Origin of the sequence: Sinorhizobium sp. B11, assembly GCA_039725955.1 — a bacterium.
GTDB lineage: Bacteria > Pseudomonadota > Alphaproteobacteria > Rhizobiales > Rhizobiaceae > Rhizobium.
The window spans coordinates 95312-119926 of record CP091035.1 but is presented as its reverse complement, the minus strand read 5'-3'; the positions used below and the strand labels follow the sequence as shown (position 1 = coordinate 119926).

At 58.9% G+C, this 24615-nt stretch carries 27 protein-coding genes and 6 pseudogenes; 13 read left to right on the top strand and 20 right to left on the bottom strand.

Annotated elements, in window-relative coordinates; translation table 11 throughout:
• Nucleotides 1-503: 503 nt before the first annotated feature.
• The 3 genes from LVY75_33650 to LVY75_33640 all read right to left on the bottom strand — a co-directional run bounded on the left by LVY75_33650 (nucleotide 504) and on the right by LVY75_33640 (nucleotide 3732).
• A complete protein-coding gene (locus LVY75_33650; protein ID XAZ26233.1) occupies nucleotides 504-1784 on the bottom strand; it encodes a cation:proton antiporter in 1281 nt (426 codons plus the stop codon).
• Between the two features lie 3 nt (nucleotides 1785-1787).
• Nucleotides 1788-2879: a flavodoxin family protein gene (locus LVY75_33645; protein ID XAZ26232.1), complete on the bottom strand. Its 1092-nt coding sequence runs from the start codon at nucleotides 2877-2879 to the stop codon at nucleotides 1788-1790.
• 97 nt (nucleotides 2880-2976) lie between these two features.
• Nucleotides 2977-3732, bottom strand: coding sequence for an alpha/beta hydrolase (locus tag LVY75_33640; protein XAZ26363.1), 756 nt, complete (start codon nucleotides 3730-3732; stop codon nucleotides 2977-2979).
• Between LVY75_33640 and LVY75_33635 the strand changes: the two genes are divergently transcribed.
• From LVY75_33635 to LVY75_33625, 3 genes are all read left to right on the top strand, one after another.
• Complete coding sequence (locus LVY75_33635) at nucleotides 3709-4068, top strand: hypothetical protein (protein XAZ26402.1); 360 nt, start codon at nucleotides 3709-3711, stop codon at nucleotides 4066-4068. The two genes, LVY75_33640 and LVY75_33635, sit on opposite strands and share 24 nt — an antisense overlap.
• Nucleotides 4069-4178: 110 nt before the next feature.
• Nucleotides 4179-5057, top strand: coding sequence for an SDR family oxidoreductase (locus tag LVY75_33630; GenBank protein ID XAZ26231.1), 879 nt, complete (start codon nucleotides 4179-4181; stop codon nucleotides 5055-5057).
• Between the two features lie 46 nt (nucleotides 5058-5103).
• The gene (locus LVY75_33625; GenBank protein XAZ26230.1) at nucleotides 5104-6273 is read left to right on the top strand and encodes a glutathione-dependent formaldehyde dehydrogenase; all 1170 of its coding nucleotides are present in this window, start codon (nucleotides 5104-5106) and stop codon (nucleotides 6271-6273) included.
• 155 nt (nucleotides 6274-6428) lie between these two features.
• On the opposite strand, the gene LVY75_33620 is transcribed toward LVY75_33625, so the two are convergent.
• The 3 genes from LVY75_33620 to LVY75_33610 are packed head-to-tail and all read right to left on the bottom strand — an operon-like array spanning nucleotide 6429 to nucleotide 7259.
• Nucleotides 6429-6842, bottom strand: a complete 414-nt coding sequence (locus LVY75_33620) for a type II toxin-antitoxin system VapC family toxin (protein ID XAZ26229.1) — start codon at nucleotides 6840-6842, stop codon at nucleotides 6429-6431.
• A complete protein-coding gene (locus LVY75_33615; protein XAZ26228.1) occupies nucleotides 6839-7090 on the bottom strand; it encodes a plasmid stabilization protein in 252 nt (83 codons plus the stop codon). The genes LVY75_33620 and LVY75_33615 overlap by 4 nt, the downstream gene beginning before the upstream one ends.
• Nucleotides 7091-7109: 19 nt before the next feature.
• Complete coding sequence (locus LVY75_33610; GenBank protein XAZ26401.1) at nucleotides 7110-7259, bottom strand: hypothetical protein; 150 nt, start codon at nucleotides 7257-7259, stop codon at nucleotides 7110-7112.
• Between the two features lie 223 nt (nucleotides 7260-7482).
• On the opposite strand from LVY75_33610, the gene LVY75_33605 reads away from it, so the two are divergent.
• Together LVY75_33605 and LVY75_33600 are read left to right on the top strand one after the other, a co-directional pair.
• On the top strand, nucleotides 7483-7731 hold the full coding sequence (locus LVY75_33605) for a type II toxin-antitoxin system VapB family antitoxin (GenBank protein XAZ26227.1): 249 nt from the start codon (nucleotides 7483-7485) through the stop codon (nucleotides 7729-7731).
• Nucleotides 7728-8139 (top strand): annotated as a pseudogene (locus tag LVY75_33600) (PIN domain-containing protein). Before LVY75_33605 ends, LVY75_33600 begins: the two are co-directional and overlap by 4 nt.
• A 192-nt stretch (nucleotides 8140-8331) precedes the next feature.
• Here the strand turns inward: LVY75_33600 and LVY75_33595 are convergent.
• The 6 genes and pseudogenes from LVY75_33595 to LVY75_33570 all read right to left on the bottom strand — a co-directional run bounded on the left by LVY75_33595 (nucleotide 8332) and on the right by LVY75_33570 (nucleotide 10775).
• On the bottom strand, nucleotides 8332-8745 hold the full coding sequence (locus tag LVY75_33595) for a type II toxin-antitoxin system VapC family toxin (protein ID XAZ26226.1): 414 nt from the start codon (nucleotides 8743-8745) through the stop codon (nucleotides 8332-8334).
• Entirely contained in the window at nucleotides 8745-8957 is a 213-nt protein-coding gene (locus LVY75_33590) for a type II toxin-antitoxin system prevent-host-death family antitoxin (protein XAZ26225.1), read from the bottom strand. The genes LVY75_33595 and LVY75_33590 overlap by 1 nt, the downstream gene beginning before the upstream one ends.
• 56 nt (nucleotides 8958-9013) lie before the next feature.
• A pseudogene (locus LVY75_33585) lies at nucleotides 9014-9579 on the bottom strand (hypothetical protein).
• Nucleotides 9580-9850: 271 nt separating this feature from the next.
• On the bottom strand, nucleotides 9851-10105 hold the full coding sequence (locus LVY75_33580; GenBank protein ID XAZ26224.1) for a prevent-host-death family protein: 255 nt from the start codon (nucleotides 10103-10105) through the stop codon (nucleotides 9851-9853).
• A gap of 5 nt (nucleotides 10106-10110) precedes the next feature.
• A complete protein-coding gene (locus tag LVY75_33575) occupies nucleotides 10111-10488 on the bottom strand; it encodes a type II toxin-antitoxin system VapC family toxin (GenBank protein ID XAZ26223.1) in 378 nt (125 codons plus the stop codon).
• Complete coding sequence (locus LVY75_33570) at nucleotides 10485-10775, bottom strand: type II toxin-antitoxin system prevent-host-death family antitoxin (protein ID XAZ26222.1); 291 nt, start codon at nucleotides 10773-10775, stop codon at nucleotides 10485-10487. The genes LVY75_33575 and LVY75_33570 overlap by 4 nt, the downstream gene beginning before the upstream one ends.
• 105 nt (nucleotides 10776-10880) lie before the next feature.
• Here LVY75_33570 and LVY75_33565 point away from each other — a divergent pair.
• The 6 genes and pseudogenes from LVY75_33565 (at nucleotide 10881) to LVY75_33540 (ending at nucleotide 15150) form a co-directional block, all read left to right on the top strand.
• Nucleotides 10881-11504 (top strand): annotated as a pseudogene (locus LVY75_33565) (PAS domain S-box protein).
• Nucleotides 11505-11511: 7 nt separating this feature from the next.
• Nucleotides 11512-12092 (top strand): annotated as a pseudogene (locus LVY75_33560) (fatty acid desaturase).
• Between the two features lie 165 nt (nucleotides 12093-12257).
• Nucleotides 12258-13337 (top strand): PHB depolymerase family esterase, encoded by a 1080-nt coding sequence (locus tag LVY75_33555; protein XAZ26221.1) that lies wholly within the window; start codon nucleotides 12258-12260, stop codon nucleotides 13335-13337.
• Nucleotides 13338-13471: 134 nt separating this feature from the next.
• On the top strand, nucleotides 13472-14341 hold the full coding sequence (locus tag LVY75_33550; protein XAZ26220.1) for a transglutaminase family protein: 870 nt from the start codon (nucleotides 13472-13474) through the stop codon (nucleotides 14339-14341).
• Nucleotides 14342-14558: 217 nt separating this feature from the next.
• The gene (locus tag LVY75_33545) at nucleotides 14559-14768 is read left to right on the top strand and encodes a cold-shock protein (protein ID XAZ26219.1); all 210 of its coding nucleotides are present in this window, start codon (nucleotides 14559-14561) and stop codon (nucleotides 14766-14768) included.
• 166 nt (nucleotides 14769-14934) lie between these two features.
• Nucleotides 14935-15150, top strand: a complete 216-nt coding sequence (locus tag LVY75_33540) for a hypothetical protein (protein XAZ26362.1) — start codon at nucleotides 14935-14937, stop codon at nucleotides 15148-15150.
• A 117-nt stretch (nucleotides 15151-15267) separates the two neighbouring features.
• Here the strand turns inward: LVY75_33540 and LVY75_33535 are convergent, their stop codons facing one another.
• The 5 genes and pseudogenes from LVY75_33535 to LVY75_33515 form a co-directional block, all read right to left on the bottom strand.
• Nucleotides 15268-15720, bottom strand: a complete 453-nt coding sequence (locus LVY75_33535; GenBank protein XAZ26218.1) for a hypothetical protein — start codon at nucleotides 15718-15720, stop codon at nucleotides 15268-15270.
• A gap of 274 nt (nucleotides 15721-15994) precedes the next feature.
• Nucleotides 15995-17149, bottom strand: a complete 1155-nt coding sequence (locus tag LVY75_33530) for a site-specific integrase (protein ID XAZ26217.1) — start codon at nucleotides 17147-17149, stop codon at nucleotides 15995-15997.
• Nucleotides 17149-17436: a hypothetical protein gene (locus tag LVY75_33525; GenBank protein ID XAZ26216.1), complete on the bottom strand. Its 288-nt coding sequence runs from the start codon at nucleotides 17434-17436 to the stop codon at nucleotides 17149-17151. Before LVY75_33525 ends, LVY75_33530 begins: the two co-directional genes overlap by 1 nt.
• A 12-nt stretch (nucleotides 17437-17448) precedes the next feature.
• A pseudogene (locus LVY75_33520) lies at nucleotides 17449-17854 on the bottom strand (type II toxin-antitoxin system VapC family toxin).
• Nucleotides 17851-18108: a type II toxin-antitoxin system VapB family antitoxin gene (locus LVY75_33515; protein ID XAZ26215.1), complete on the bottom strand. Its 258-nt coding sequence runs from the start codon at nucleotides 18106-18108 to the stop codon at nucleotides 17851-17853. Before LVY75_33515 ends, LVY75_33520 begins: the two are co-directional and overlap by 4 nt.
• A 282-nt stretch (nucleotides 18109-18390) precedes the next feature.
• On the opposite strand from LVY75_33515, the pseudogene LVY75_33510 reads away from it, so the two are divergent.
• Nucleotides 18391-19538: pseudogene (locus tag LVY75_33510) on the top strand (DUF1612 and helix-turn-helix domain-containing protein).
• A 39-nt stretch (nucleotides 19539-19577) separates the two neighbouring features.
• Here LVY75_33510 and LVY75_33505 read toward each other — a convergent pair.
• Nucleotides 19578-20405, bottom strand: coding sequence for a hypothetical protein (locus LVY75_33505; protein ID XAZ26214.1), 828 nt, complete (start codon nucleotides 20403-20405; stop codon nucleotides 19578-19580).
• A gap of 154 nt (nucleotides 20406-20559) precedes the next feature.
• Here LVY75_33505 and LVY75_33500 point away from each other — a divergent pair, with 154 nt between their 5' ends.
• Nucleotides 20560-20805 carry a hypothetical protein gene (locus LVY75_33500; GenBank protein ID XAZ26213.1) on the top strand — a complete coding sequence of 82 codons (246 nt, stop codon included), beginning with the start codon at nucleotides 20560-20562 and terminating at the stop codon, nucleotides 20803-20805.
• Here the strand turns inward: LVY75_33500 and LVY75_33495 are convergent.
• Nucleotides 20802-22565, bottom strand: coding sequence for an ATP-dependent helicase (locus LVY75_33495; protein ID XAZ26212.1), 1764 nt, complete (start codon nucleotides 22563-22565; stop codon nucleotides 20802-20804). The genes LVY75_33500 and LVY75_33495 overlap by 4 nt on opposite strands.
• Nucleotides 22562-24361: an AAA family ATPase gene (locus LVY75_33490; protein ID XAZ26211.1), complete on the bottom strand. Its 1800-nt coding sequence runs from the start codon at nucleotides 24359-24361 to the stop codon at nucleotides 22562-22564. Before LVY75_33490 ends, LVY75_33495 begins: the two co-directional genes overlap by 4 nt.
• Nucleotides 24362-24615 lie beyond the last annotated feature (254 nt).

Here is a 24615-nt window from a genome sequence, read left to right as displayed (position 1 = left end):
ATGGCAACCAATACGGCCAAGATCGCCAAAGCGGACGCGGCAAACAGTTTTCGATGAATGCTCATGCTGTCCTACCCTGAGGTAAACGATTGTGCGCTATATCAAAGAAAATTTGACAGATCGTTTAGGTGGCAACGCAATCACGACGGGGTGACGGACTTTCCGAAATCGTTCTGTCCGCCAATCAATTTCCTTCGCGCCAAATTGTTCCGGGCTTGGATGTCGAACGAGGGAAAGATCAGAGCGATAGCCTTGCGCGGGAATGTGAGGAGCAACTACGACGATTCAGACAGTCGAAGTGATATCCATCAATTGGGCTCTTGTTGCCGCCGCCAACACCCGATTGAATCAATCGACAAGTCTTCTGGCTTCTCACAGGTTCGGCACTGCCTTGAGAGACACCTATTTCGGCGCAACAACAAACGAGAAGCGTTCGAGCGAACATCAGGTCGCGCTGGCGAGCGTGACAGGTCCGTCCCGGTCTTAAGGCGTCGGGGAGAACCTCAGCCGGATCCGCCCACTTCAGTCGTTGCAATCGGTCTATCGCTGTCGACGCCGCGGCGCCGGTCGATCCAATTCATGACCGGTGTGACGGCAATGCCGTGCGCCACAATGGAGATCAAGATGATGACGAACACCGTCGTCCAGACCACCTCAGCTTTGTCGAAGGACGCATGCCCGGTCGCGTAGGCGACATAATAGATGGACCCGATGCCGCGAATGCCGAACACTGACACGACAAGCTTTTCGGCCTGAGGGCGTTCACAGCCGATAAGGCTCGTCCAGGCTGCCAAGGGCCTGACGATGGCAAGCGCGACGACGGCAACGGTGAGGATGCGCCAGTCGACATGGGCAAGGAGCGTGCCCTCTGCGAGAACGGAGCCGAAGCACACCAGGAGGACCATGGTCAGCATCCGCTCGATTTGCTCACCGAAGTCGTGGAGTTCGCCGTGAAAGTCGCTATTGCGCTCGACGTTGCGCAGGGTCAACGCTGCCACGAAGACGGCCACAAAGCCGTAGCCGTGCACGATCTCGGTTGCGCCATAGGCAATGCAGGTAAATCCAAGTGCGGCCAGGCCGTCGCCTGTCCTGGCGATACGGCCCGCCTTTGGCAATTTGAAGGTGAAGTACCCGAGGACCCTGCCGACAATCCAGCCCATGGCGATGCCCGATCCAAGCTTCCATAAGACGTCGAACAAAAGCCAGTGGGCGGTCCACCCGAATGGGCTGTCGCCGGCCGAGACAAGTGCGACCGCCGCCAGCACGAAGGGAAAACTGAGGCCATCGTTGAGGCCGGCTTCCGATGTCAAAGCAAAGCGAATGTCGTCCTCCTCGCCGGTCTTGGGAGGCCCGACCTGGATATCGGCAGCGAGCACGGGATCGGTCGGCGCGACAGCGGCACCCAGAAGCAGCGCCGACGCCGCGTTCAGGCCGAGGAACTGCCAACCAAGAAACGAGATCGCAGCGATGGAGATCGGCATGGCTACTCCAAGCAGCCGCCAGGTTGTTGCCCAGCGACGGAGGCCGATCGGTCGATCAATCTTCAGGCCCGCGCCCATCAAGGCCACGATGACGACGACCTCCGTCAGATGCTCGGTGATTGCGCCATTATCGAGCGGGTTCATTCTCGGAAGGGGCGTGAGAGGCGACCATGCCAACAGGGCGCCGATCGCTACACAGCAGATCGGCAGCGACAGTGGCAGACGCCGCAACGCCATCGGCAGCCATGCGGTCAGGAGGATGACGGCGCCGAGAATGAAGAGCGTGACGACATAGGTGTTCAAATCCTACTTCTCTCTCGCCTGCTTCAGGCGCGATCCGGCTGCAATCTGCCTGCCGTGCTGCTTCGCAAGAACGGCCTCTTGCAACGTCCGGGCGGCATTGCGGACTTCCTCCTGCATCGCCTGATCCTTATCGAAGGCCGGATGGCTGGTCGCGTAGGGTTCCCAATAGCCGATATAGCGATCGACTTCCGCCAGTGTCCCGGCCGGCTCCAGTTCCATCGACTTCAGCCAGTCCGAGACGCTGCGTCGGACATTTTCGACGCCTTCGGTGTCGCCATGGACAATCACAGAAAAGAGGCGCCCTTCGAGATGCCTGGGATAGTCCCACCCCTTCATCTCGATCTCCTTGGCTTCTTTCGCGTGCTTCCCATGCGTCGTGGTCGGATCCGGGTTTCCCCCGTCCGCACACACCAGCCGGTCGATCATCAGCTTCAGAGGCGAGGAGGTCTGGTACCAGTTCACCGGTGTGACGATCATGATGCCATGGGCTTCGACCCACATCGGATAGATGTCGTTCATCCAGTCGTGGATCTGTCCGAGCGAGTAATTGGGATAACAGGAACACGGCCAGTGACAGAGTGCGGCCGATGTCGAGAAGCAGGCCTTGCAGGGATGGATCTGGCGACCGTATTCCGATGCGATCCGGCTCAGATCGAGCACCTCGACACTGCTTTGCGGATTTTGCTCCAAGACCTTCTTGGCGATCTCGACCATGCGGAAGCTTTTCGATATCTCGCCAGGACACGTATGTTCGCTGCGCGACGACCCGTTTATCAGCAGGAAACGGCGGGGGCCATTCGCATCGTCATGGCGGTGCTGCGCTTTCCGAATAGCGTCGCGGGCCGCCAGCCAGTCTGTCGCAAGCTCGTAGGAAGGATCTGCAAATTCCGGCCCGGCCTTTTGCGTGCGAGGGCTCTTGCGCGAGTGCTCGTATGCGTCCCAGGCTGCCTCCGTGACCTTCTCGAGTTCCGCCTTCAGAGGCTCGAAGGCAGGATCTTGAAACTGGTTGCGAAAGCGCCGCTTGAACTCGTCCTCATCCATGCGCGGGCTCGGGCTTCCTTTGCGGGGTTCGAGATCGGCTGGCGTTTGTTGCATCGGGCAACCTCCGGTATCGCAGGTATCGGGCCGCCTGGACATCCAGGGGGCTTCAGCTAAAGCTCTCGGAACCGACGAAGTTCCGGACCGGCTGCCCTCAGGCTGCGAGAAACACTGCAAGATCTCGCGCCACTGCCTCCGGATCCTCCCGCTGAGGGAAATGGCCGACATTTTGCAGCAGGATCCGTTCGAACGCTCCTGTGAACTTCTCGTGCACGGTCTCAGACGTCGACAGCGGAGTGACGCCGTCCTCAGTCCCATGAATGAAAATGGCTGGAAGCGACAGTGATTTCGTCGCCTTTACCTTTTCCTCGAGCCATAGGCTGCGCGCATCAGGCTCTGCCTCCTCCCAGCGGACACGATAACTGTGCAGCGTGACGTCGAGCCAGTCCGGGTTTTCGAAGGATTTCGCCACACGATCGAACGTCGCGTCGTCGAACCATCCGTCCGGCCCCCAGTTCTGCCACTGCAGACGGGCGTATCCCTTCCGATCATTGTCGATGGCCGCAGCACCGCGCTTGGTCGCCATGAACCATTGGTACCAATAAAGCTGAGCTTGGCTGAACGCTGGCGTCCGCAGTCCGCCCATGCGCGGCGTGGACGAAAGCAGGGCGATGCGATCGACCCTATCTTGCCACCCGATCGCCAGGCATTCGGCAATATGCGATCCCCAGTCATGGCCGACGACCGCGAATTTTTCGATGCCAAGTCCATCCACCAAGGCGATCGCATCCATGGCGAGGATCCCACCATTCGCCGTTCTCGGCACTTTTTCGGTGCGAAACGTTGTCGGCCCAAAGCCGCGCAGATACGGGATGACAAAACGAAGATGGCGGTCCTTCAGGAGATCCACGACCGCTTCCCAGGTCGTTGCGTCATCAGGCCAGCCGTGAAGCAGAAGTACCGGTTTTCCGTACCGAGCGCCCGTCTCATTAAACGTTATGCGCAGGTCGTCTGTGTCGAGGTGGGGCATCGGGATCTCCTTTACTCGGCCAACACGATCAGCACCGGTTGGTTCCTTCAAATGCTCGTTCCTTGGAACATTGGCGCTGAACCGAAGTTCAGCAAGACAGATCGACCGGAGACGATGATGACAATCCGACTTCTCCGACCGTCACGACACGGGACGAATGCAACGATTATCGTCTCGCCCGATCAACGCGTCTTTCTGTCCAAGGATCTCACATGACCACGAAGATTAGACGCCGCTCGGTGCTCGCAGCCGCCTCAGCGGCTTTGGCGTCATCCGTCTTTCCAGCATTCGCCCAATCAAACGCCAATCGATCAAAGGAGCCAGTTATGTTGCAGGATCCGACGTTCAAGTATGCGAAGCCTCCGTTCGAAAAACAGAAGCAGCCGTTTCCGGGCCTGGCGGGCAAGATGAACCCGAAGCCCGACCATGGCGAAACCGCCTACAGGGGCTCGGGTCGTCTGGCCGGTCGCAAGGCCCTGATCACAGGCGGCGATTCAGGAATGGGCCGGGCGGCCGCGATCGCTTACGCCCGCGAGGGCGCCGATGTTGCGATCAATTACCTTCCCGACGAAGAACCCGATGCGAAAGAGGTCATCGCCCTGATCGAGAAGGAAGGACGCAAGGCCGTTGCACTGCCCGGCGATCTTCGTGAGGAGGCATTCTGTACGAAGCTTGTCGAAGATGCTGCGGCCGCGCTCGGCGGCCTCGACGTCCTCGTCAGCAATGCGGGACGACAGCAACAGGCCGGCGCGCTCTCCGACATAACGAGCGAAGCGTTCGATGCGACCATGAAGACCAACGTCTACGCCATGTTCTGGCTGACGAAGGCCGCGCTCAAGCATCTCAAGCCGGGATCGAACATCATCATCACGACGTCTGAGCAGGCCTATGATCCATCCGAGGATCTGGTCGACTACGCGATGACCAAGGCTGCCGGCATGAGCTTCACCAAGTCGATGGCAAAGCAGCTCGGCCCCAAGGGCATCCGCGTCAACGGCGTGGCGCCGGGGCCGATCTGGACGCCGCTGCAGGTTGCTGGCGGGGCGACAATGGAGAAGCTGGAACAGTTCGGCGGCAAGACGCCGATGGGCCGTCCGGGACAGCCGGCCGAACTGGCGTCGATCTATGTGCAGTTGGCAGATCCGTCGGCATCCTATGCGACGGGACAAGTCTACGGCTCGGCCGGCGGAAGTGGCCAGCCCTGACAGGCGCGGGACAAGAGATATTACTCCTAGAAGAGGATAACATGACATGAAAGCTTTGACCTGGCACGGCAAGCACGACATTCGCTGCGAAAGCGTTCCCGATCCGGTCATCGAGGATGGCCGCGACGCAATTATCAAGGTGACCGCCTGCGCGATCTGCGGATCGGATCTGCATCTCTACAACGGGGTGATGCCCGACATGCATAGCGGCGACGTCATGGGTCACGAGACCATGGGCGAGGTGGTCGAGGTCGGCAAGGACAATAGCAAGCTGAAGGTGGGTGACCGCGTCGTCGTGCCCTTCACCATTTCCTGCGGCGAATGCTTCTTTTGCAAGCGCGGCTTCTTTTCCGGCTGCGAGCGGTCCAACCCGAACCCGGAGAAAGTCACCAAGATGTGGGGCAACTCGCCGGCCGGCCTGTTCGGCTATACCCATCTGCTTGGCGGGTTCAGCGGCGGGCAGGCTGAATACCTGCGGGTGCCTTATGCCGATGTCGGCCCGATCAAGGTGCCGGACGGCCTGACCGACGAGCAAGTGCTGTTCCTGTCGGATATTTTTCCAACCGGCTATATGGCGGCCGATTTCTGCGACATTCAGCCGGGTGATACGATCGCGATCTGGGGTTGCGGGCCGGTGGGCCAGATGGCAATCAAGTCCGCGTTCATCCTCGGAGCCGAGCGTGTCATTGCAATCGACAGCGTGCCGGAGCGGCTGGCGCTTGCCCAAAAGTCCGGCGCCATGACGCTCGATTATCTCGAGGAAGATATCTATGACCGCATCATGGAGCTGACACGCGGTCGCGGCGCCGATGCCTGTATCGATGCGGTTGGCACCGAGTCCGATCCCTCCGCAAGCTGGGATGCCCGACTGGACCGGATCAAGGTGGCAACCTTCATGGGCACCGATCGGCCCCATGTGCTGCGCCAGGCGATCCATTGCTGCCGCAACTTCGGCACGGTATCGATCGTCGGTGTTTATGGCGGGTTCCTCGACAAGATCCCGATGGGATCGGCAATCAACCGCGGCCTGACCTTCAAAATGGCCCAGACCCCTGTCCAGCGCTACTTGCCGCTCCTGATGGAGCGGGTCCAGAAGGGCGAGATCGATCCATCCTTCATCATAACGCATACGGGTGGTCTGGAAGATGGGCCGGAACTCTACAAGACTTTCCTCGAGAAGAAGGATGGCTGCGTGAAAGTCGTTCTCAAGCCTTAAGGGGGAAAACAAACATGGCGACCGGACAATCGACGCAAAGTTAGATCAGTCCAATGGGTTCCCACTGGACTGACCTGAACGAGGATATCTCGTTTAGCGGCTTATTGCAGGTACGGGGCGATGAACTTAACGTCGCTCAACTGAGTTCGCAGGCCTTACTGCCATGGGTTTATGATCACCAAGCCGACGCCCCCGAAGTCGGCAACGTTGCGAGTTGCCAGCGCGGCGCCGCGGGAAATCGTGATGGACGCAATCTGCGCATCGAATTGACTGATCGGGCGACCTGCCTTGCGTCGTTCCGGTTTAATTGTACCGTAGACGTCGGCTTCCCGAGCGAACGGCAGCACACGACCGGCGAGATCTTGGGTAAAGATCGGCAGGATTGCCGACTCAAGTTCTCGTCGGCGACGACCGTCTGGGAGCAAGCGTAGCCCATATAGGATCTCCGCTTCGGTAACGGCCGTCGTGAAAATGGCAGTGGGAGACTGATCCGCGAGCCAGTCGACAACTGCGGGCTGCGGAACCGGCAACAGCAGTTCAGATATAATGTTGGTGTCGAGGACAATCATGAAGCCGAAAAATCCGGAGCCTCACGGATCGGTTTGCGCGCCGGAAGTTCCAGTTCCACGCCGCCAAGCGGCTGCAGGCGAGAGCGGATAGTCGCGGCGAGGTTTTCTGGCACTGTCTCCTGTTGAGCCAACGCCATTTTCAGGATGTCACGAGCCTCGTCTTCCATCGATCTGCCGTGGGTGGCAGCGCGGATGCGCAGCCTCTGTTTCAATCGATCGTCGATATTGCGAATGGTTATACTGGCCATACTGGATCACCTCCTGTCATCATTGATTGCATATAAAAATCTCAGCGCCTTTCGTGAGAAGACCGGCAAGCTGATCGCGTCGATTGAAGGGCAGGATCGCCTCGAGCACGTCGAGTTCGGTTGCACGCGACAGCAGCTCCTCATCGGTCATCGAATTTTCAGGGCTCAAGTTTTCTCCTTGAAGAGCAGAGCTCCCTGGTTTCGCGGCTGATTTAAGGGAAGATATACAGGTTCGAATAAGCTTGCACTCTCCAGGCGTCCAACGATGGGCGCTGATGCCGTTTGATGGACCTTAGCCCGGCAAGGATGCGGTCGGAGTTGATGGCAAATCGTCGCCTGCCAGCTTCATGGCAGTCCGATGTCGCATTATCTTCTTTACAAAGGAGTCCACAATGGCCGCACCACAACTTTCTGTTCGCAGTTCCAAGGCGCGGGATCTCGCTCACCGGTTGGCGCGTCGCGAAAATCGTTCGATTGCCGAAGTGGTCGAACGCGCACTTGAAGCTTATGAGACGCGCGAGGCAGGGCGGGAGCCTGCGTCCAGTTTCTATGCGCGTGTGAATGCGCAAGCCGCCACGGATATCGATCTGGATTTTGTCATCGGTGAAAGCCGGCAGCCTCATCGAGGCATCGAACTTTGATCTTTCTCGACACGAATGTCGTCTCCGAGACCTTACGGAAGATCCGAACGAAGCCGTCACGGCCTGGTTGGTTCGCTTCGACGCGTAGCTGGCTCTTCCCACCGTTACAATCGCCGAAATAGCGTTCGGCATCCAGAAGATTAAGCCGGACCAACGCGCCGAACGTCTGGAGCAGGGGCTAGCAGAATGGCGTCGCCGGTTTGCGGATCGGATGTATGTGCTAACGAAGGAGGCAGCTCTCGCCTATGGGGAGCTTATGGGAAAGGCGGTCCGTCAGGGCCGTCCAATGTCGGCGCCTGATGGAATGATTGCCGCGGTCGCCGACGTGAATGGGGACGACTGGCCACGCGCAATCTCAAGGCTTTCGAAACGACCGGTCTCGATCTCCTCAACCCATGGGATTTTTGATCGTCGCAACGGATTCTTGTCGGTGCGATTTTCACCACTCTTAACCACGGTGAGTAGCCAGGTTCGGCGGTATTCGTAGCGCAAGCCGAAAAATCAATCACTATCGATACTTGTTTCGCATCACCGCCAGGGCCGACAACCGCTGATCGGGGCTGCAGTTCGTTGTGGACATTGATCTGGTTCGTATGAACGCTATCCCCACGCCGGGATATCCCAGGGATTGATCACAGTTGCGTCGTTGTCTTCGAAGTCCTTGACGTTGCGTGTGACGAGGATCAGGTCGTGGCTGATCGCGGTCGCGCCAAGCAGCCCAGCAATATCGCCCCGCGGACGGATCGCGGCGATACGGCCCCATTCCACGGCGATCTGGTCGGTTACCGGCAGGATACGATCGCTGTAGTCCCGGCGTAACTTGCGCAGCCACTCGGTAAGGTGAGAGGCGGCTCTCGGGTCAGACTGATGTTTCAGCGCGATGCCGCGCAAGATTTCGCCGAGCGTCAGGGCGCTTAGGTGGACGCTGAGCGGATCGACCGATCGCAACCAGGATACCGCCTGCGGGGTACCGCGTCGCGCTTCTGAGAAAATGTTAGTTTCCAGCAGGTACATCAGAACGCCACGTCGCGGCTGGGGATCTTGGCGCGCGCCTCGACCGCATCAACGAGCTCGTCGTCCCAAGACCGAACGCCGAGTAGATCGTCAACGAGTGTGGGCCGGCCTGCGCGCATGGCGTCATAGTCGCGCGTGGATAATACGACGGCGGTTCTTTCTCCACGTACAGTGATTTCCTGCGGACCTTCAAATCGCGCCCTTTGTACCACTTTTGAAAACCGGTTTTTCGCGTCCTGTAGCTACCATTCCATGGTTCTGCTCCGGGTTAGCTAGACTGTCTAGCTATTTCGTTGATATCGGTGGCCGAAGAAAGTGGAAACGCCACTAGCAGCAAAGCTCCGGAACGGATGGCGGCTTGCCAAGCCGTTCCACGTTCCCAGGCTTCATTGTAAACAAGAGCAAGGGCAGAGGCTCGCCTTGGTTTGCAGGAGGGCTTCGAACAGGAGTGCCGCCTGGCGGATATCCTTAGCCGGTTGATGGCCGATTGGCCGTCGGTGTGCCTGCGGCTTGCAACAATCAGCTTGTGGACAGCAAAGCGCGATGGGTCGGGGACGGTCACCGGGGCACCGCTCTTGTGCAGGAGCATCGTCCGGACAGGATCACGGATCAGGAAATCGAGGAGGCGAAGCGGATCGCCGCTGGCGCCTCCGAGCGCCGGCATCTTTGCGGGCTGATCAAGATAGTCGTCTGTTCCGCGGTTCGATGTCAGGAATTCTACCCTGTAGCCGCTCCTGGTCTGAAATGCAGACGAGACGGCGGCGCCTGGTGTGGGACCGCCCTGAATGAGGGGTCAATGCCCTGCAGAAGATCAAGGATTGGTGGAAGGCTGTCGCCGACCGCTGGTGGCTGAGTATTTGGACGCGCACCCGCTGACCGAACAGGATAGGGTGCGTTGTGCTTGCACGGTCCCACCCGACAACTATCTCTACCCTACACAGACACGCACGCCGATTTGTCAGGTCTGAAGGCGATGCGGCTCGACTTGCCGAGCGCGTGCTCCGTCTGGTTTCCGAGGATCCATCCCGAGAAGAAGACGCTCCACAACGAACCTTCACCGGCCTGTTCAAGCGGCGCGCGCCTTTTGACCGAAGTTACGTGCCGCTCATTTCGGCAGCCCCTTCTCGTCATAGAAATCGCCATGGTTGGACGTCTGGTCACTGATCGGCGGGCGACCTGCGGCTGCCAGCGCCTTAAAATCGTCCATCGTGCCCTGGCACGGCTTCGGGATCGCCGTCAGGACGGCTATCGGCCGCAATGCACGGCAGACGACGACCTCGTCGTTGCGGCGGGCGAGATCCAGCAGTTCTTCAAATCGTTCGGCAGCTTCGGGAGTATCCGCAAAGATCTTCATCGCCATTGCCCTCACCAGACCCGCTCGTGCAGTACCGCGTCGAACACCAAATCGGTCGACACGAACGCGCAATGATCCAATCGTGCCTGCGCCGCCAGAATGCGATCCCAGGGATCGCGGTGATCCCAGTCGAAGCTTGCTGCCAGCTCGGCATGCAGATCGCTGATGGCGAGCGTCTGCAGGCCGCTGGCGGTGACCGCTGCGCGCAATTCCTGCGGCTTCAGATCGAGCTTCTTCAGCCGCATCTTGTTGTCGAGCTCGTAGAACGACACGGCGCTGACCAGGACGGCGTTGGCCTTGTCTTCGATCAGCGCCCGGGCCCTGTCGGACAGCCGGTCGCTGCCGATCGTCCACCAGTACACGGCGTGGCTGTCGAGCAGCAGCTTCATGGTTTGGACTCGTAATCGGTTGGCTTGCCCTGCCAGACGCCGACGTCATCGTTGAAGTCGCCGGCGTCGATCGCCGCCTGCTCGGCGTCGACGCCGTCGAACAGATCGTCCGGAAGGTCGCGCGAGCGCAACAGGCCGAACGGCCGCTTACCGCCGTCGGCCGGCCCAATGCGAGCATAGATTTCATTGCCGCGCATGATCAAAATTTCCTCGCCGTGGTTGGCGCGCTCGAGCACCTCGGCGAAATTTTTGCGCGCCTCACTGATCTTGTAGCTGGTCTGCGGCATGATGCGCTCCGATGTCGACTCTGAGCCGACGATAGCAGTGCAAAAGGATGCGTACAAGTCGCTTGTACGTCTCCCTTCCGCAATAGGTCGTTATTGTTGGTTAGACTCGTCAGCAATTCATTACAGGGAATCATCACCACCTGGAACAAGAGCGCGGAACGTGTTTTCGGCTATACCGCGGACGAAGCCGTGGGGCGGGCGATTACCATGCTGATCCCGGAGGACCGCCTCGACGAAGAGCCGGCAATCCTGGCGAGGATCAGATCGGGCGAACGGGCCGACCATTTCGAGACGATCCGACGTCGCAAGGATGGCACTCTCATCAATATTTCCTTGACGATTTCGCCGATCCGCGCCGGCAACGGTAAGATCATCGGCGCATCGAAGATCGCCCGAGACATCTCGGATCGCAAACGGGCCGGGCAGCATCAGGATCTGCTGCGGGAGATGCACCACCGCGTGAAGAACCTGTTCGCGATCACCGGCAGCATCATAACTCTGGCGGCACGAACTGCCCAGACGCCGGCAGAACTTGCTACCGGCATGAAGGACCGCCTTGTCGCTCTATCGCAGGCCCACGAAATGACCCCTGCCTGTTTCACCGGCGGTGAAACCTTCGCCGAACAATCGACGACCCTCTTTACTATTCTCACCAGCCTCCTTTCTCCCTTTGAAGGCGAGGAAGAGGGCCGGTGGCGGCTGCATGGCGAAGACGCGCGGATCAGCGCGTCGCAATCTAACCCCGAGGGGACAGCTTGGCTATCGCTTGTATCGGAATCCGTTCGTGATGTTCGGATCGGCCCCGCCTTTCTGTTTCTCCTCAAGCAGAGGCTACCGTTTGGGATGATGCGCTTGGGCGTTCTGCCATGGGTCTCGGCCATGGCAACAAACGTCGCCGTTATCTTGTTGGCCGCGCTATTGATCTGGAGCGTTGGGATCATCCCGTTCCTCTTGATCCATCTGCCGATCGTGCTCATTGCCGGATCGGCAGGCGTCTGGCTGTTCTACGTCCAGCATCAGTTCGAGGATACGCACTGGTCGAGACCGCCGGACTGGGCTTTCCCTTACGCTGCCATGCATGGAGCCTCACACTATGATCTGCCGCGCCCCTTGCGGTGGATGAGCGGTAACATCGGCATGCATCATATTCATCATCTCTCCAGCCGGGTGCCGTTCTATCGGCCGCCTGAGGTGCTTCGAGACCATCCCGAGCTTGCAGATGTCGGCCGCATCAGCATTCGCGAGAGCCTGGGCTGCGTCAAACTTGTTCTCTGGGATGAGAAAAGGCAGCGACTGATTTCCTTTGAAGAGATGTAGATGAGCGCATGATGACAGCCTGTTGCTGACCTGGTTGCCGCTGTTGCCACCGCTGAGCAAATGACTTGCACCCACCACTTTGCAAGTCTTGCAATTGTGCGGTGCAGCATTACCTATGACATCCGGGACGTCGGTCGGCTTTCCGCGAGCAGCGAGGAAGCCCCTATGAGAAGTCTTTCGGACACTTTGCAGCGCCTGCAGCGGTTTCGCACCGCGCCGACCATGCCTACGGGTTCAAATCGGCTGGAGAAGCTGCAGAACCAAACCGCTAATCCCGGCGATCTCCTGGGGTGGTATCGTGTCCCTGTATCCTCGGATGCATCACGTGCAATCCCGCTTGTCGTAGTCCTGCATGGCTGCACCCAAACGGCTGCCGGCTATGACGCCGGATCGGGATGGTCGAAGCTGGCCGATGAATATGGTTTTGCTGTCCTGTTTCCGGAGCAAACCCGCCAGAACAACCCCAATCTCTGTTTCAACTGGTTTTCCGACGGCGACATACAGCGCGACCGTGGCGAGGTCTGCTCGATCCGTGAGATGATCGGCATGATGATCTCCGACCACGGCATCGATCCTACGAGGGTGTTCATCACAGGACTGTCAGCTGGCGGCGCCATGGCGAATGCCATGCTTGCCGCCTATCCGGAAGTATTTGCCGGGGGAGCGATCATTGCGGGCCTGCCCTATGGCGTTGCCTCGAGCATCCCACAGGCGTTCGACCGGATGCGCGGTCACGGTCTACCCTCTCGTGAGCAACTTCAGGAGCGACTTCGCTCGGCGTCGAGCCATGCCGGCCCGTGGCCTGCCATCTCTGTCTGGCATGGTACGGCCGACAAGACCGTGCACGAGCTCAATGCTCGGGCCATCATCGACCAGTGGAAAGCAATGCACCAGGTGGGCAATCAACCCGCACGCTCTGACGTAGTCGACGGGCAGGAACACCACGTCTGGACAAACAAGGCTGGCGCGGATGTGATCGAGCTTTACCGCATAGGCGGCATGGGACACGGCACCCCTATCGAGACGTCAAGCGGCTACGGCTCGCTGGCACCGTACATGCTCGACGTCGGCATCTCGTCGTCGGAGCACATCGCCCGCAACTGGGGTCTCACACCATCGTTTGAGCGTCGTGCGAATCCCGCCGCGGGCGAAAGGCTCGCGGGAGCGAAGTCTGATCGCAAGATCACGAATAACGTCCAGAACGTCATAGAGAGTGCGCTGCGGTCTGCGGGGCTCATGAAATGACGCATCCCTGGCAATCAAGGGCCAGCCGCACGTCCTCACTGGATCGGCATCTTCGCAATCTCGGCTGAGTTTGGTAGCAGCACAGCGAACTGGCGATACCTACCCCGTTCGGTTTGTGCATATGAGGTACGGAAATGCCAAAACTTTCCATACGCCATCGGACGACCTACAGCTACCGTAGCCCCGTTCAGCTCTCTCCTTACCGACTACTGCTGCGGCCGCGCGAGGGGCCGGAGCTCCTGCTGCAAAGGCACCAGATTACAGGTTCTCCCGGAGGCAGGGTTTCCTGGACAACCGATGTGTTCGGAAACGCAGTTGCGACCATGACGTTCTCAGAGCCGACCAAGCAGCTCGAGATCGTCAGCCGTGCGGATGTCGATCTGAAATCGGATGCCTGGCCCGTGTTCGATATCGCTGCGCCGGCCGCAACCTACCCCTTCCTTTATGACGACCAGGATTGGAAGGATCTCGGCGCCCTCAGGGATGTTCAATATCCCGATCCTTCTGGCGAATTGCAGCAGTGGGTCATGGGTTTCGTCATGGGGAATTTGACCGATACCCTGTCTCTGTTGAAGGATCTTAGTGCCGGGGTTTCAAACGGCGTCGCCTATCAGGCGCGCGATACAGAAGGAACGCAGCATCCGTTGGAGACCATTTCCTTGCGGTCCGGGAGTTGCCGGGATCTTGCGACGCTTTTTGCCGAAAGTGTCCGGGTTCTTGGCCTCGGGGCGAGGATCGTGTCCGGATATCTCTACGACCCGGCGCGCGCCCTGGTCGGTTCGTCGCCGGGAGGGTCGACCCATGCATGGGTTGAAGTGTTCCTTCCGGGTGCGGGATGGATCGCCTTTGACCCGACAAACAGGAGCATGGGCAGCGCCAACCTGATCCCCGTGGGGGTCGCGCGCGACATTACCCAGCTCATGCCGGTATCGGGAACGTTCATCGGCCCCACGGGTGCCTTTCAATCGATGGACGTCGCCGTGGACATCGCCGTCATTGCCTGATGAAACGTGAACGACAGGCGGAAATGCTGTGGGCCCTGAATGACCCGGATTCAAATCCTATGCGTCCCTTGCAAAATCAGAACTTGTACCCATATATTGCTTATCGACCATTGCTTGTGATGTTGGTCCGGAGCTTAGCTCCCGTCTTTTCCTCTCAAATCATCGATCTTAACCCGCATCGCGGGAACCACAACGATTGCTCTGAAAGGAAATCGTCATGACTACTGGTATCGTCAAATGGTTCAACTCCACCAAGGGCTTCGGCTTCATTCAGCCTGACAATGGCAGCACGGACGTCTTCGTCCATGCATCCGCTGTCGAGCGCGCCGGAATGCGTTTGCTCTCGGATGGCCAGAAGATCTCCTTCGAGGTTGTTCAGGACCGCAAGTCCGGCAAAAGCTCCGCCGAAAATCTTCAGGCAGCTTAAAGTTTTCATTCGCCCCGCTGACCACGGATGTACTGGCAGCAGAGCTGAGTGACTGTGAGAGGTCGGGTTTAGCGCCCGGCCTTTTTGTTTTGGACCGAGCTCTGACGGCGTTGATTCTACCCGACTTCTTGGATGCGTCCGAGCACCAAACCGAAAGAAGATTATGATGACCATGACGAAGCAGGAATTTTTCAAGCCGGAGAAGATTTCCGCGCGAGACAAGGCCGCCACCACAAGCGCGATCGCGCGGCAGATCATCGAAACGGAAGCGGCTGACCGGACCCGGAAGACAGCGCGTCTGCGGCAGTTGCGCGAAGCCCAGCCGATCGAGCCTAAGCCAGTCCGCCCAACGCGGCGCCGAAAGACAGCAATAGCGGCTTGATGGCAACCGTTGATCGGAGCTGGTGGGGCAACACCGCTTTCGTCGGATCAATGCCGTCTCGGCGCATAACTCGGAAGGACCGGATATGACTGCCACTCCTACAAATTTTCCGCCAAGCTATCCCAATGCCGCTCCGGTAGCCGTTACCGTGATCAGCTTCGTTTTTGTCATGTTTTTGATGGGGGAGGGCTGGCTGTGGTGAACATAACTCACATAAAGCAGTCGCTCCTGCGCAGGCTTCTCAAAAGAGCGGACTACGCGACGCTCGACCTGAAGCCCGAAGCGGGAGCAGATCACTCGGCGGAAACCACTCTCATCGAGCAGATCCGGTCCGGCATGATCGCGCCGGATGACTATCCCGCCTCGATAAGCACAGGCGAAAGGCAAATCGCAGGCGAGCCAGCGGATCAAGCGACTATCTCGCGCGAGCAGGCGCATCCCCTCGACGACATAGGCGCTGTCGGGGAAAGCTATGAACCGGAAGAACAGATCGAATTTGCTGCGAGCTCCAACGGCGACCGTTGGTTCTTGTGCGGGGACGGCAAGCACGGTGGCCGCTTTGTGCTGCATCGCGCCAATCCGGCGTCAGGAGGACACGAGACACACAGGTCGGTCGACGCCTTCCTTGCTTTGAAGCCCAATGGTCCTGAACATGAGGCGCTAAGAGTCCTGCTAAACGTCGTTGATTAGGCACGCCGGTCGCCGGCTATTGTCCTTTTGAACTTAAACATTCGGTTCGCTCCGCCAGCGGCCGGCCGTTTTGACTCGCTTATGTCATACTCCGATCTATGGGATTCGGGCGAGGGCTGGCAAAGGCGCATTTTGATCGGCGACCGGTACAAGTTCAGAGCATCCGCGTGGCACGTCCCGTGCGCCGTTGGGCGCTGTTATAATAGCTTGATGCCTGCTGAACCGATCGGTGCCTCGACTGCTCCATTGCCTCTGCAAGGGGAATGCCGCGGTTGGCGGCTTCGGTGAGATACCCGGACCTCAGCCCGTGCGCCGAGAATTCCACAGGCTCCAACCCCGCCTTCTCTGCCCGCTGCTTCAGGATCGCGTTAATCGACTGCGGATCCAGCGCTCGCTTCGAAACGGTGTTCCAGCGACCGATCCCCCGAAACACGATCCCCTTGTCAATTTTGGCGGCCGTGATCCACGCGTTCAAAGCCTCGACAGGCCGGCCTGTGAGATAGACGACGTCATCCTGCTCGCCGGTCGTCGTTTTGGTACGGCCGAGATGAATAGCGAGCGAGGGGAGGGGAGGGCCGCCTTCAATTTCGATCGCAGCTTCCACGGTCAGTTGTTCCAAGCGAAGGCCTGCGATTTCGCTACGCCGACGACCGCCGGAGGCGAAGGCGACCATCAGGATCGCCCGGTCGCGCAGATCGCGCAGGCTGTCGGTCGCGCAGGTAGCCAACAGCTTGGCCAGCACGTCGCCGGTGACTGCCTTGGCGCTCTTGCGATGGCGTGTGCGGGGCACGGCGCGAACGGCCAGGCGAATGGCTGATTTCAGGGCAGGGGAGGCGAAGGATCCGTCGAGGCCGCGCCATCTCGTCAGCGTCGACCAATTTGCCAGACGCCGGCGCACCGTCGCCGGTGCGTGCGGACCAGCGGATTTCAGAAAGCCCTGCCGCCGCAGATTGCCATCGACATCCGCCGGCATCCCATGATCGGGATCTGATGCCCGCTTTTCCGGGTCCCAAAGGTGATGGGCGACAAACTTCAAAAGCAGTGCCTCGGGTGCAGGCCAAGGCAGGGACTTTCGGGTGGCGGCAAGCGCCCAGGCTTCGATATAGGCGAGATCGGAGGTCAGCGCGCGGAGCGTGTTGGCGCCCATTCCCTCGTTGACCAGGTGGCGCAACGTTTCGACGTCCTGGTCCGTTAGCAGCTCGGCGAGCTCGTCCCTCCGTTCGATCGGCAGCACCGAGGCGATCGTGTCCAGCTCGACGGCGCGGCGTTCGATGCCAGACAGGGTCGAGGGTTCGCTCGCCTTCGCCATCAGTCGACCTCGACGTTCGGGCGCCAGCGGCGGATAATCTGGACGATCTCCGGCTTATAGGCGTCGGGATAGGAGAGGGTTTCCTCCCGTGCCATCCAGGTGAAGACCGTGACGATATCCTCGCAGATCTCAGGATCGAGATCGGCCAGGTCCGTCAGGTCGAACCCTCCATGCACATAGGCGTTCCACCAGGCCAGAATGAAATTGGCGACGCGACGGCCTTTGCCGGTATCGCCGTGCGCGACATTGAGAAGTTTTTCGAGTGCGAATCTGACGCGGTCTTCCATTGCACCCCTGCCCTATCGTGACGACAACGGATGAAGTTTCAGATCCGTCTTTCCGAAATCCTGGCCCTTGAAGAGGAGGGGAGCTTTGGCGACTGTTGCGACCGCATAGCTGAAGCAGTCACCCATGTTGAGGCTGGCCGGATGCCGGCCCTTTCCATAGCGCTCGAGAGCCATCTCGGCTGCCAGGTAATGGGTTCGATCAAACGCGATCGTCACGACATTCGGTGCGCTGGAGAAACCTGTGACAATGCCGCCGGGATTGGAAAAAACCCTTGGCGGCAAGCACCGTTCTGGTCTCGAACAATGTCGGCCAGCCGATGACGATGGACGGTTCCTGCCGCAAGGCTGTCTTGAAGGTTGCCGCTTCCGGCTCATCGAGCATGATAGCAATCAGCACCGAGGTATCGAGTGCGATCACTTCGGCAGCCCGTCCTCATCGTAGAGGTCGTCGTGCGCGGATGTGGTGCCGGCTGGAACCGTCCGCCGGCCTTCGGCGGCGAGTTCCCAGACCGCATCGAGCGGATGGACGCTCGATTGCTGGCGAAGCTCGATGTCGTAGCGCTCGAGAGCGATTTCGACGAGCCGGTTGATCGGTTGGCCGGTGCGCCGAGCCAGAGAATGAGCCAGATCTCGGGCTCTGGTGCTGCGCACGGAAAGTTGCGGTTCGGACATGGTTTTCCTCATCGAATTCGTACGGAAATATAATGTCTGGTAAATGAGATGGCAAGCCTTGCCACCGAGATGGCTAACCATCGATAAATGCATATTCGCCGAGAGAGGGCGGTTCTGTGCGATCTCACTCGCCCCGGACAAAGTGACGATGGGGCGATTTGCGCCGTGTGTCGATTTACCATCGATAAGCATTACTTATCGATGGTTAGGCGTGGCCTGAAGCAATCTGTACAGTAACGGACACAAACCTAGAGATAGCATCCGTTTAATAAATCATTTACCATGAATTCAATGCGTTACGATTTGTCGAAACCGGCCATCACAAGTCTGCTGCGACCGATTTCGGACGCGGTATCGGCGCTAGCGCGTCTCGACGAGCGGATCGCCCGGTCGCCGGTCGGTCCGGGCTGGATCGAGCGCATGCATTTTGCCGACGCCTGCGCCTCGCTGTGGCTCGACGGCGAACTGGTGCATCTCGAAGACCTGGTGCTGCACGACGCCGGCGCCGATGTCCGCGCGCCCACCCACGAGCTGACGATCGCCCGCGACGTCCTGCGGACGCGCCGCCGGATTGCGGCGCAGCCATCCGGCTGGGCACTCGGCTCCGACGGTCTGTGCAGCCTGCGCGGACACGACTTCGTCGCCAGCACGCCTGCAGCATCACATAGCGCCGACGGCACCGTGGCGATCAACGCCGCCCTGCCGGAGGCCGTCGCGGCCGGAGAAGGGGAGGGCGAGCACGGCGAAGACGGCGCCAGCCCGCTCGACGCCGAGTTTGCCGCCATCGATGCGCTGCTGGTGCGCTCCGACGCGGCGATCAAGCCAGCCAAGACGCCCGGCCGGGCTCCGGCCAAGGATCCGCTGGTCTATGATCTCGATTGGGACGAGGACGAACGGCTCGGGGAATGGCGGGACGTTCTGCGTGAACTCTCCAGTTTTCCAGGCGTGCTGCAGGCGATCGTCGCCCTCGACGCCTGGAATTCTTTGGAGGTTCTGCAACATGCTTCCTGGCTCGGCCGGCTGCTGGCGGCATCCATCCTCCATCAGGCAGGTCTGACCACCGCGGCGCATCTCGCCGCCTTCAATCTCGGCCTCAAATCCATTCCGGTCGATCGGCGCCGTCATCGCGACCGCGACACGCGTCTCTCGGCGCTGACCCACGGCGTGATCGTGGCCGCCGAACTCGGCCTGAAGGAGCATGACCGGCTGACGCTGGCGCGTCAGTTGATGGAGCGGCGGCTGACGGACAAACGCACGTCGTCAAAGCTGCCGGAACTGATCGAGCTCGTCATGACCCGGCCGCTGGTCTCGGCCGGCATGATTGCCGAGGCGCTCAAAACACGCCGCGGGCCGCGCTCAGGATCGTCGAGGAGCTCCGTCTGCGTGAGATGACGGGGAGGGCGAGGTTTCGGGCATGGGGAATAGTATAGGCTGTGCATCATCAATACCTTTAGTCTGGTTGTCATGCCTCAGGTATCAAGCTCGGCAATCTGGCTATGCCGTGAATCTCTTTTTTGCTTCAAAGTCGAATGTCCGCGATATTCCTTCCCATATCCATCCACCAGCACCGCCACGATCGGCTGACTTTGGAAGATATCGTAATCGGGCAGCGATATCATTGTGGCGCTATCCTTGAGATAGCCCGGCTTCTGAAACGAGGCTGCGCGGTTGCGCGGAAAACCCAGCTCAAAGATGATTCCATGCATGGCCATGGTCACGACCTGCTGAGATTTGTCGGTGAAATGGCCGCTGGGCGGAAAGATGAAATGTTCAAGCGATGCGCGGTCGAAGCCACCGGTCCGGTCGATGAGACGACCCAGACGAACCGAGAAGAGCTTTAGCGGGCTTTCCGTGCCATCGAGAATGAGGGCGCGCATCCGCTCCCTCATTTTGCGGTCTATGCGAACGGGAGTGTATCCGCGAATAAGGCTCGCTCTCCATAAGACGGAAACCGCAAAAATCGCCAAATCTTTCGACCTGAAATTTCCCTTTAACCCACCTCCGCTATCAACCTGCCGCTTCAAGTCCGAGAGAAAGCGGATTGCCGGCGCGTCGATTTTCTTATTTGTAATTTCCTCGCATGCTGCGCAAAGGAGCTTGCCCTTCAGAACGTCACCGCCTCTGCGGATCTTGCCAGGCCCGATGGGCATTAGGATCGCCGATCCGCCATTCGCTCGCAGGATCGGCCTGATAAAGGCCTTCGGTATTGCGTGTGACTCACAAAGCTCGGCGGCATTGAGACATAGAGCACAAATTCCCGACACGGCATTCTCCAAATTTTTCGATCGGCTGGACATTGACCGCTGCGCGGCCTCTGAGCATCACTTCCCATTCTGAACATGACTTGCCGTCGCAATCGCTGCGCCGTTCGATGTCGTTCGGGCAAGAGAAGAAGGCGCTTCCCTGCAGAGTTGAGCCCTTATTGTAGTTACGGTCAGGAGCGGTTTTATCATGGTCACACGTATCGAGAAAATCGTCGGGGGTGTTGCAGTTCAGCGGGTCGAGCGCGCCAAGAGCGGCAAAAACAAAGGACTATTCGTTTGCCTCGCGGACGGCTCAAACAAAGATCAGGTTCCTCTCTCCACGCTTGATCAGGTGGCCGGCTATCTTACAGCCAACCCTCGTGCCGGGGTGAGGATGAACCCGGACTGGTCGAAGGTCGTAGAGCACATTTGTATCGACGGTCGACTTCGTTAAACCATTCCCACGCCGCCTTGCCCGAGAAACCGGCTGGGCGGATTATTATAATGGTCCTGGTCGTACACATACATCAAGAGCTTCTCCGCCCTGGTGACCGCGACGTAGAACTGCCGGCGTTCGGCGGCGATCGCTTCAGGTGAGCGTGCCTTGAAGTGGGGCATCGAACCCTCCTTTAACCCGATCACGGCGACCGCCGCGAACTCCCGCCCTTTGGATTCATGGATGGTCATCAGTCGGAGCGCCTTATCCGGGCTCGCAAACATACCCAGATCGTCAATCGATAGATTATCAACGTCGATATCGTTGTGGCGCATATCCGCGACCATGTCTTGCACCGAGATCGCGAAGTCGCGCTCGTGCTCAACGGGGATCCACTGATCCATCACCAAAACACGACCAACCTCTCGTGCCATCGCATTGAGCCATTCGACACCATCGAGATTATCCGCTAGATCTCCCGCGATCCTCAATAGAGCGACCATGGTTCGCCGCCCGTCAAAGCCGTAGACGTCAAATCGGCTGTCCCCGCAAGCATCTTGAATGGCGTTGAACGTCGCGCGTTCCAATTGCCGAATGTTATATCGGTGCTCGTCCGTCACTGCCGCCCCAAGCTGTTCGGCGAGACCTGCAAACAAACGCGAGCGCTTATAGGGCCGTGCTCCTGGCCCGACCACTCGCGTGCCGTATTCCCGAAGCGCCCGGGAAATGGGATAGAGCGCGTTCCAGCTCTTTGCCAAGATCGCCGACCGGCCCAACGGGAGTTTCATCCTCTCGATTGCGGGCAGAAATTCGTCGGTGATCGCATCGAAAACCCGTCTCGTTGAGACCAAATGGACCGGCTCGAGGCATATCTTTGCTTTTCCCTCACTGGTCATCGCGGGGGCGCGGGGAAAAAGGCGTTCTGCGTGCTCAACCACGGCAGGGCTCGAGCGGAAGTTCCATGACAGGGATAGGTCACGCTTTGCGCCGATTTCGTCAGCAAAGGGATCGATGAGTTCCGGTCTGGCACCGGCGAAGCCAAAAATCGATTGGGCGGGATCTCCGACGAGAAAGAAGCGGGATCGACCTTCTTGGTGAAGAAGCCGAAGGATCTCGACCTGAATCTCCGTGGTGTCCTGAAACTCGTCAATTAGGAATGAGCGAAACTTGGTCGCGACAGATCGGGAGACCTCAGGATCGTCCCGAAGCAGACAATAGGAATGATAGAGGATACTGGCGAAGTCGATAAATCCACGCTCGGCAGCCAGTCGCATGAAGTGCGGCGCGGCGCGAGCGATCATGTCGTCTTCGAGTGCAGATCCGATGAATGCGCCGCTCGCGTCGAGGCCGATTCCACCAAACCGCACGTAGTCTTCGAAGCGAAGATCGTATCGGCCGACCAGCTCAGCAGCGCGGTCGGCGATTTCCGTGAACTCATTCCTCTCAGAGGTAAGGACCTTCATGGTTCCGGAAAATCCAGCAACCCTGCTCGCGAACGGACGCAAGATGTGATGCAGGCAAAACGAATGTATAGTGGAAACGACGTAATTTATCTGATCGTCGGGCATTAGATGGGCTGCGACGCGGGAATCGATCTCGCTGACAGCGGCATTGGTATAGGTGATGCAGGCGACCGCGAAGGGCGTCCCACGCACCTCCTCCACCTCTTTGACAAGCCTCGCCACGATTGTACGCGTCTTGCCGCTTCCCGGGCACGCCTTCAACAGCAGGTTTCCAGGATGGTCGAGAGCGAGCTGTTGTTGCGGTGTCAGCTTCATTCGAGCAGCCAATCGATGGCGTTACGGACATAGTCAGGAACCGCGGCGTCTTCGGGAATATTTTCAGCAGCGAGCTGTGCGAACCGCGCCTTTCCAAATCGCTTGGCCGTGTTCAGCACACTTTTTCTTAGGTCATCGTCAACCCAGCTGAGCATATGCGCGATGTCTAGCTTCCCGGCAATGCGTGGTGCTCCTAGCCGCTTGGCGACTTTTTGTAGCATTTCGAGATTCGCGGGCAGCGTAATCTCTCGTTCGAAAGTCGTTTCTCCGAGGAAGACCTTTACGAAGTCCCCTTCCAAAGCCGAAAGAACTTCCTTCTCCGGCGTATCGACATCGTCGTCGTCTTCACCGGCCGGTTTGGCGTCAGAGGGTTCGAGATCCGCATCGGCTACGATCGCACACCGCTTCGGGAGGCCGATAGCTGAAAACAGCCGGGCATAGGCTCCAAAATGGACGCCATGAATTGGCACGATCGAGATTCCGACGCGGTCGAGGTCGATCCCCATTGCCGATTTGATGAGGCCGGGTAGAAGGAAAGCTTCCGCCGCTCCCTCGACCAGCATCACCCTACGCGCGAACAGGAGGTTCGACTTCGTTGCATCCAGGTACCGCTCAAGATCGGCAACGTCGTGTGGTGTGAGTGCGGTGTTTGAGGCAATCGTTGAAATGAACGGTGCATTGCCGCCAGTGTTGGTCATGATGACATAGGATGACAGCGGGGCTTTCGCAGTCACCTGTGTACTGTGGGTGGTTACGATCGATTGGAACGGCAGTTCGCGTAGCGCCTCCAGCAAGACGCTTTGAAGCTGGGGATGCAGGTGGGCCTCGGGCTCTTCGATCAGGATCAGTTCGCCTGCCGCCTTGCCCTCGGCTGCTCGCTTCCGGAATTGCTCGATCAAAATCGCAATGTAGAGGAGATTGTTCATCCCGAGACCGTTGCGTCTTGGCTCGAATGATTTCAGTGACGGACCGCTCAAAAGGATGCGAATGTTTCGCAGGATCGACTGGAATGTGGGTGAACTCAGGCCGATGTCGACGTCGAGTGCGAAGGCCTCACCCGTAACATCCTTGAGCGCTCCGTCGATGGCATCCGCGACGGACTCGATTGCTGGCGATTTTTCGATCGCGTCGTTTGCGGCTTTCACCGCCGCAATCAATGCCGCCTGTTCCGCTGCTCCGATCTTGGTGGCCTCGATCAGACGAATGAGCGGTGAACGGCGCATATCGGCAAGGTCACCCTCGACATCGCGCAACGCGTGGAGGAAGACTACTCGGTAAGCCTGAAGATACTGCAAACCGACGGAGCGGGCACCGATATCGTCATTGTCGGTATCCCATTCGAAGTCAGCAAGGTCGACATTGGGGTCGCCGCCTCCAAAAAGCTCCCATCCGAAGTCCTCCAGCGTTAAGCTGTCGACCGCTCTTTCCCCGGCCTCAAGTGCGCTGCGGACAAGGTTCTTTGGACGAAACCTATAGAAAATTCGGGCGCGACCATCGCCAAGCTGCGTCCCATGAAGCATCGCGACTTCGTTGTCGCTCGCCTCGTACCCGGTGAACTCTACGCCGACCAGGACCTGGAAGGGCCTGCTTTGATCGATGCTACTGTGGATGTCGTCCTTCTGCAGAGCTCGGAATGCCGATGATAAATCTACGTCGAGGCAGAGGCGAAGCGCCTGCATTAGACATGACTTGCCCGTATTGTTTTCGCCGATGACGCAAGTCGCTTTGTCTTGGATCGCGACATCGACTAAAGAAAGCGATCGGTAGCCCTTGATGACGATACGGCTCAAATGCATGGATGCCCCGATAAATAACAAGAATAGACAACCATCATTATTACCGATTCGATGGTGATAATCATCTCAGGTTGAGCTGTTGCCGCCTCAAAGCAAAGAAAAAACAGTGAAGGGAGAACCGGGTCGCCTATCGGTCTTCCTGCCTGTGCTGTCGCTCAACCGCCGCCTACGCGATCCCGGCCGTTTGTCTTTCCAGAGGTCGGCATTAAGGTCGAAGGACTTTTCTTATCCCTGTTAGCACGATCGTTATTCTA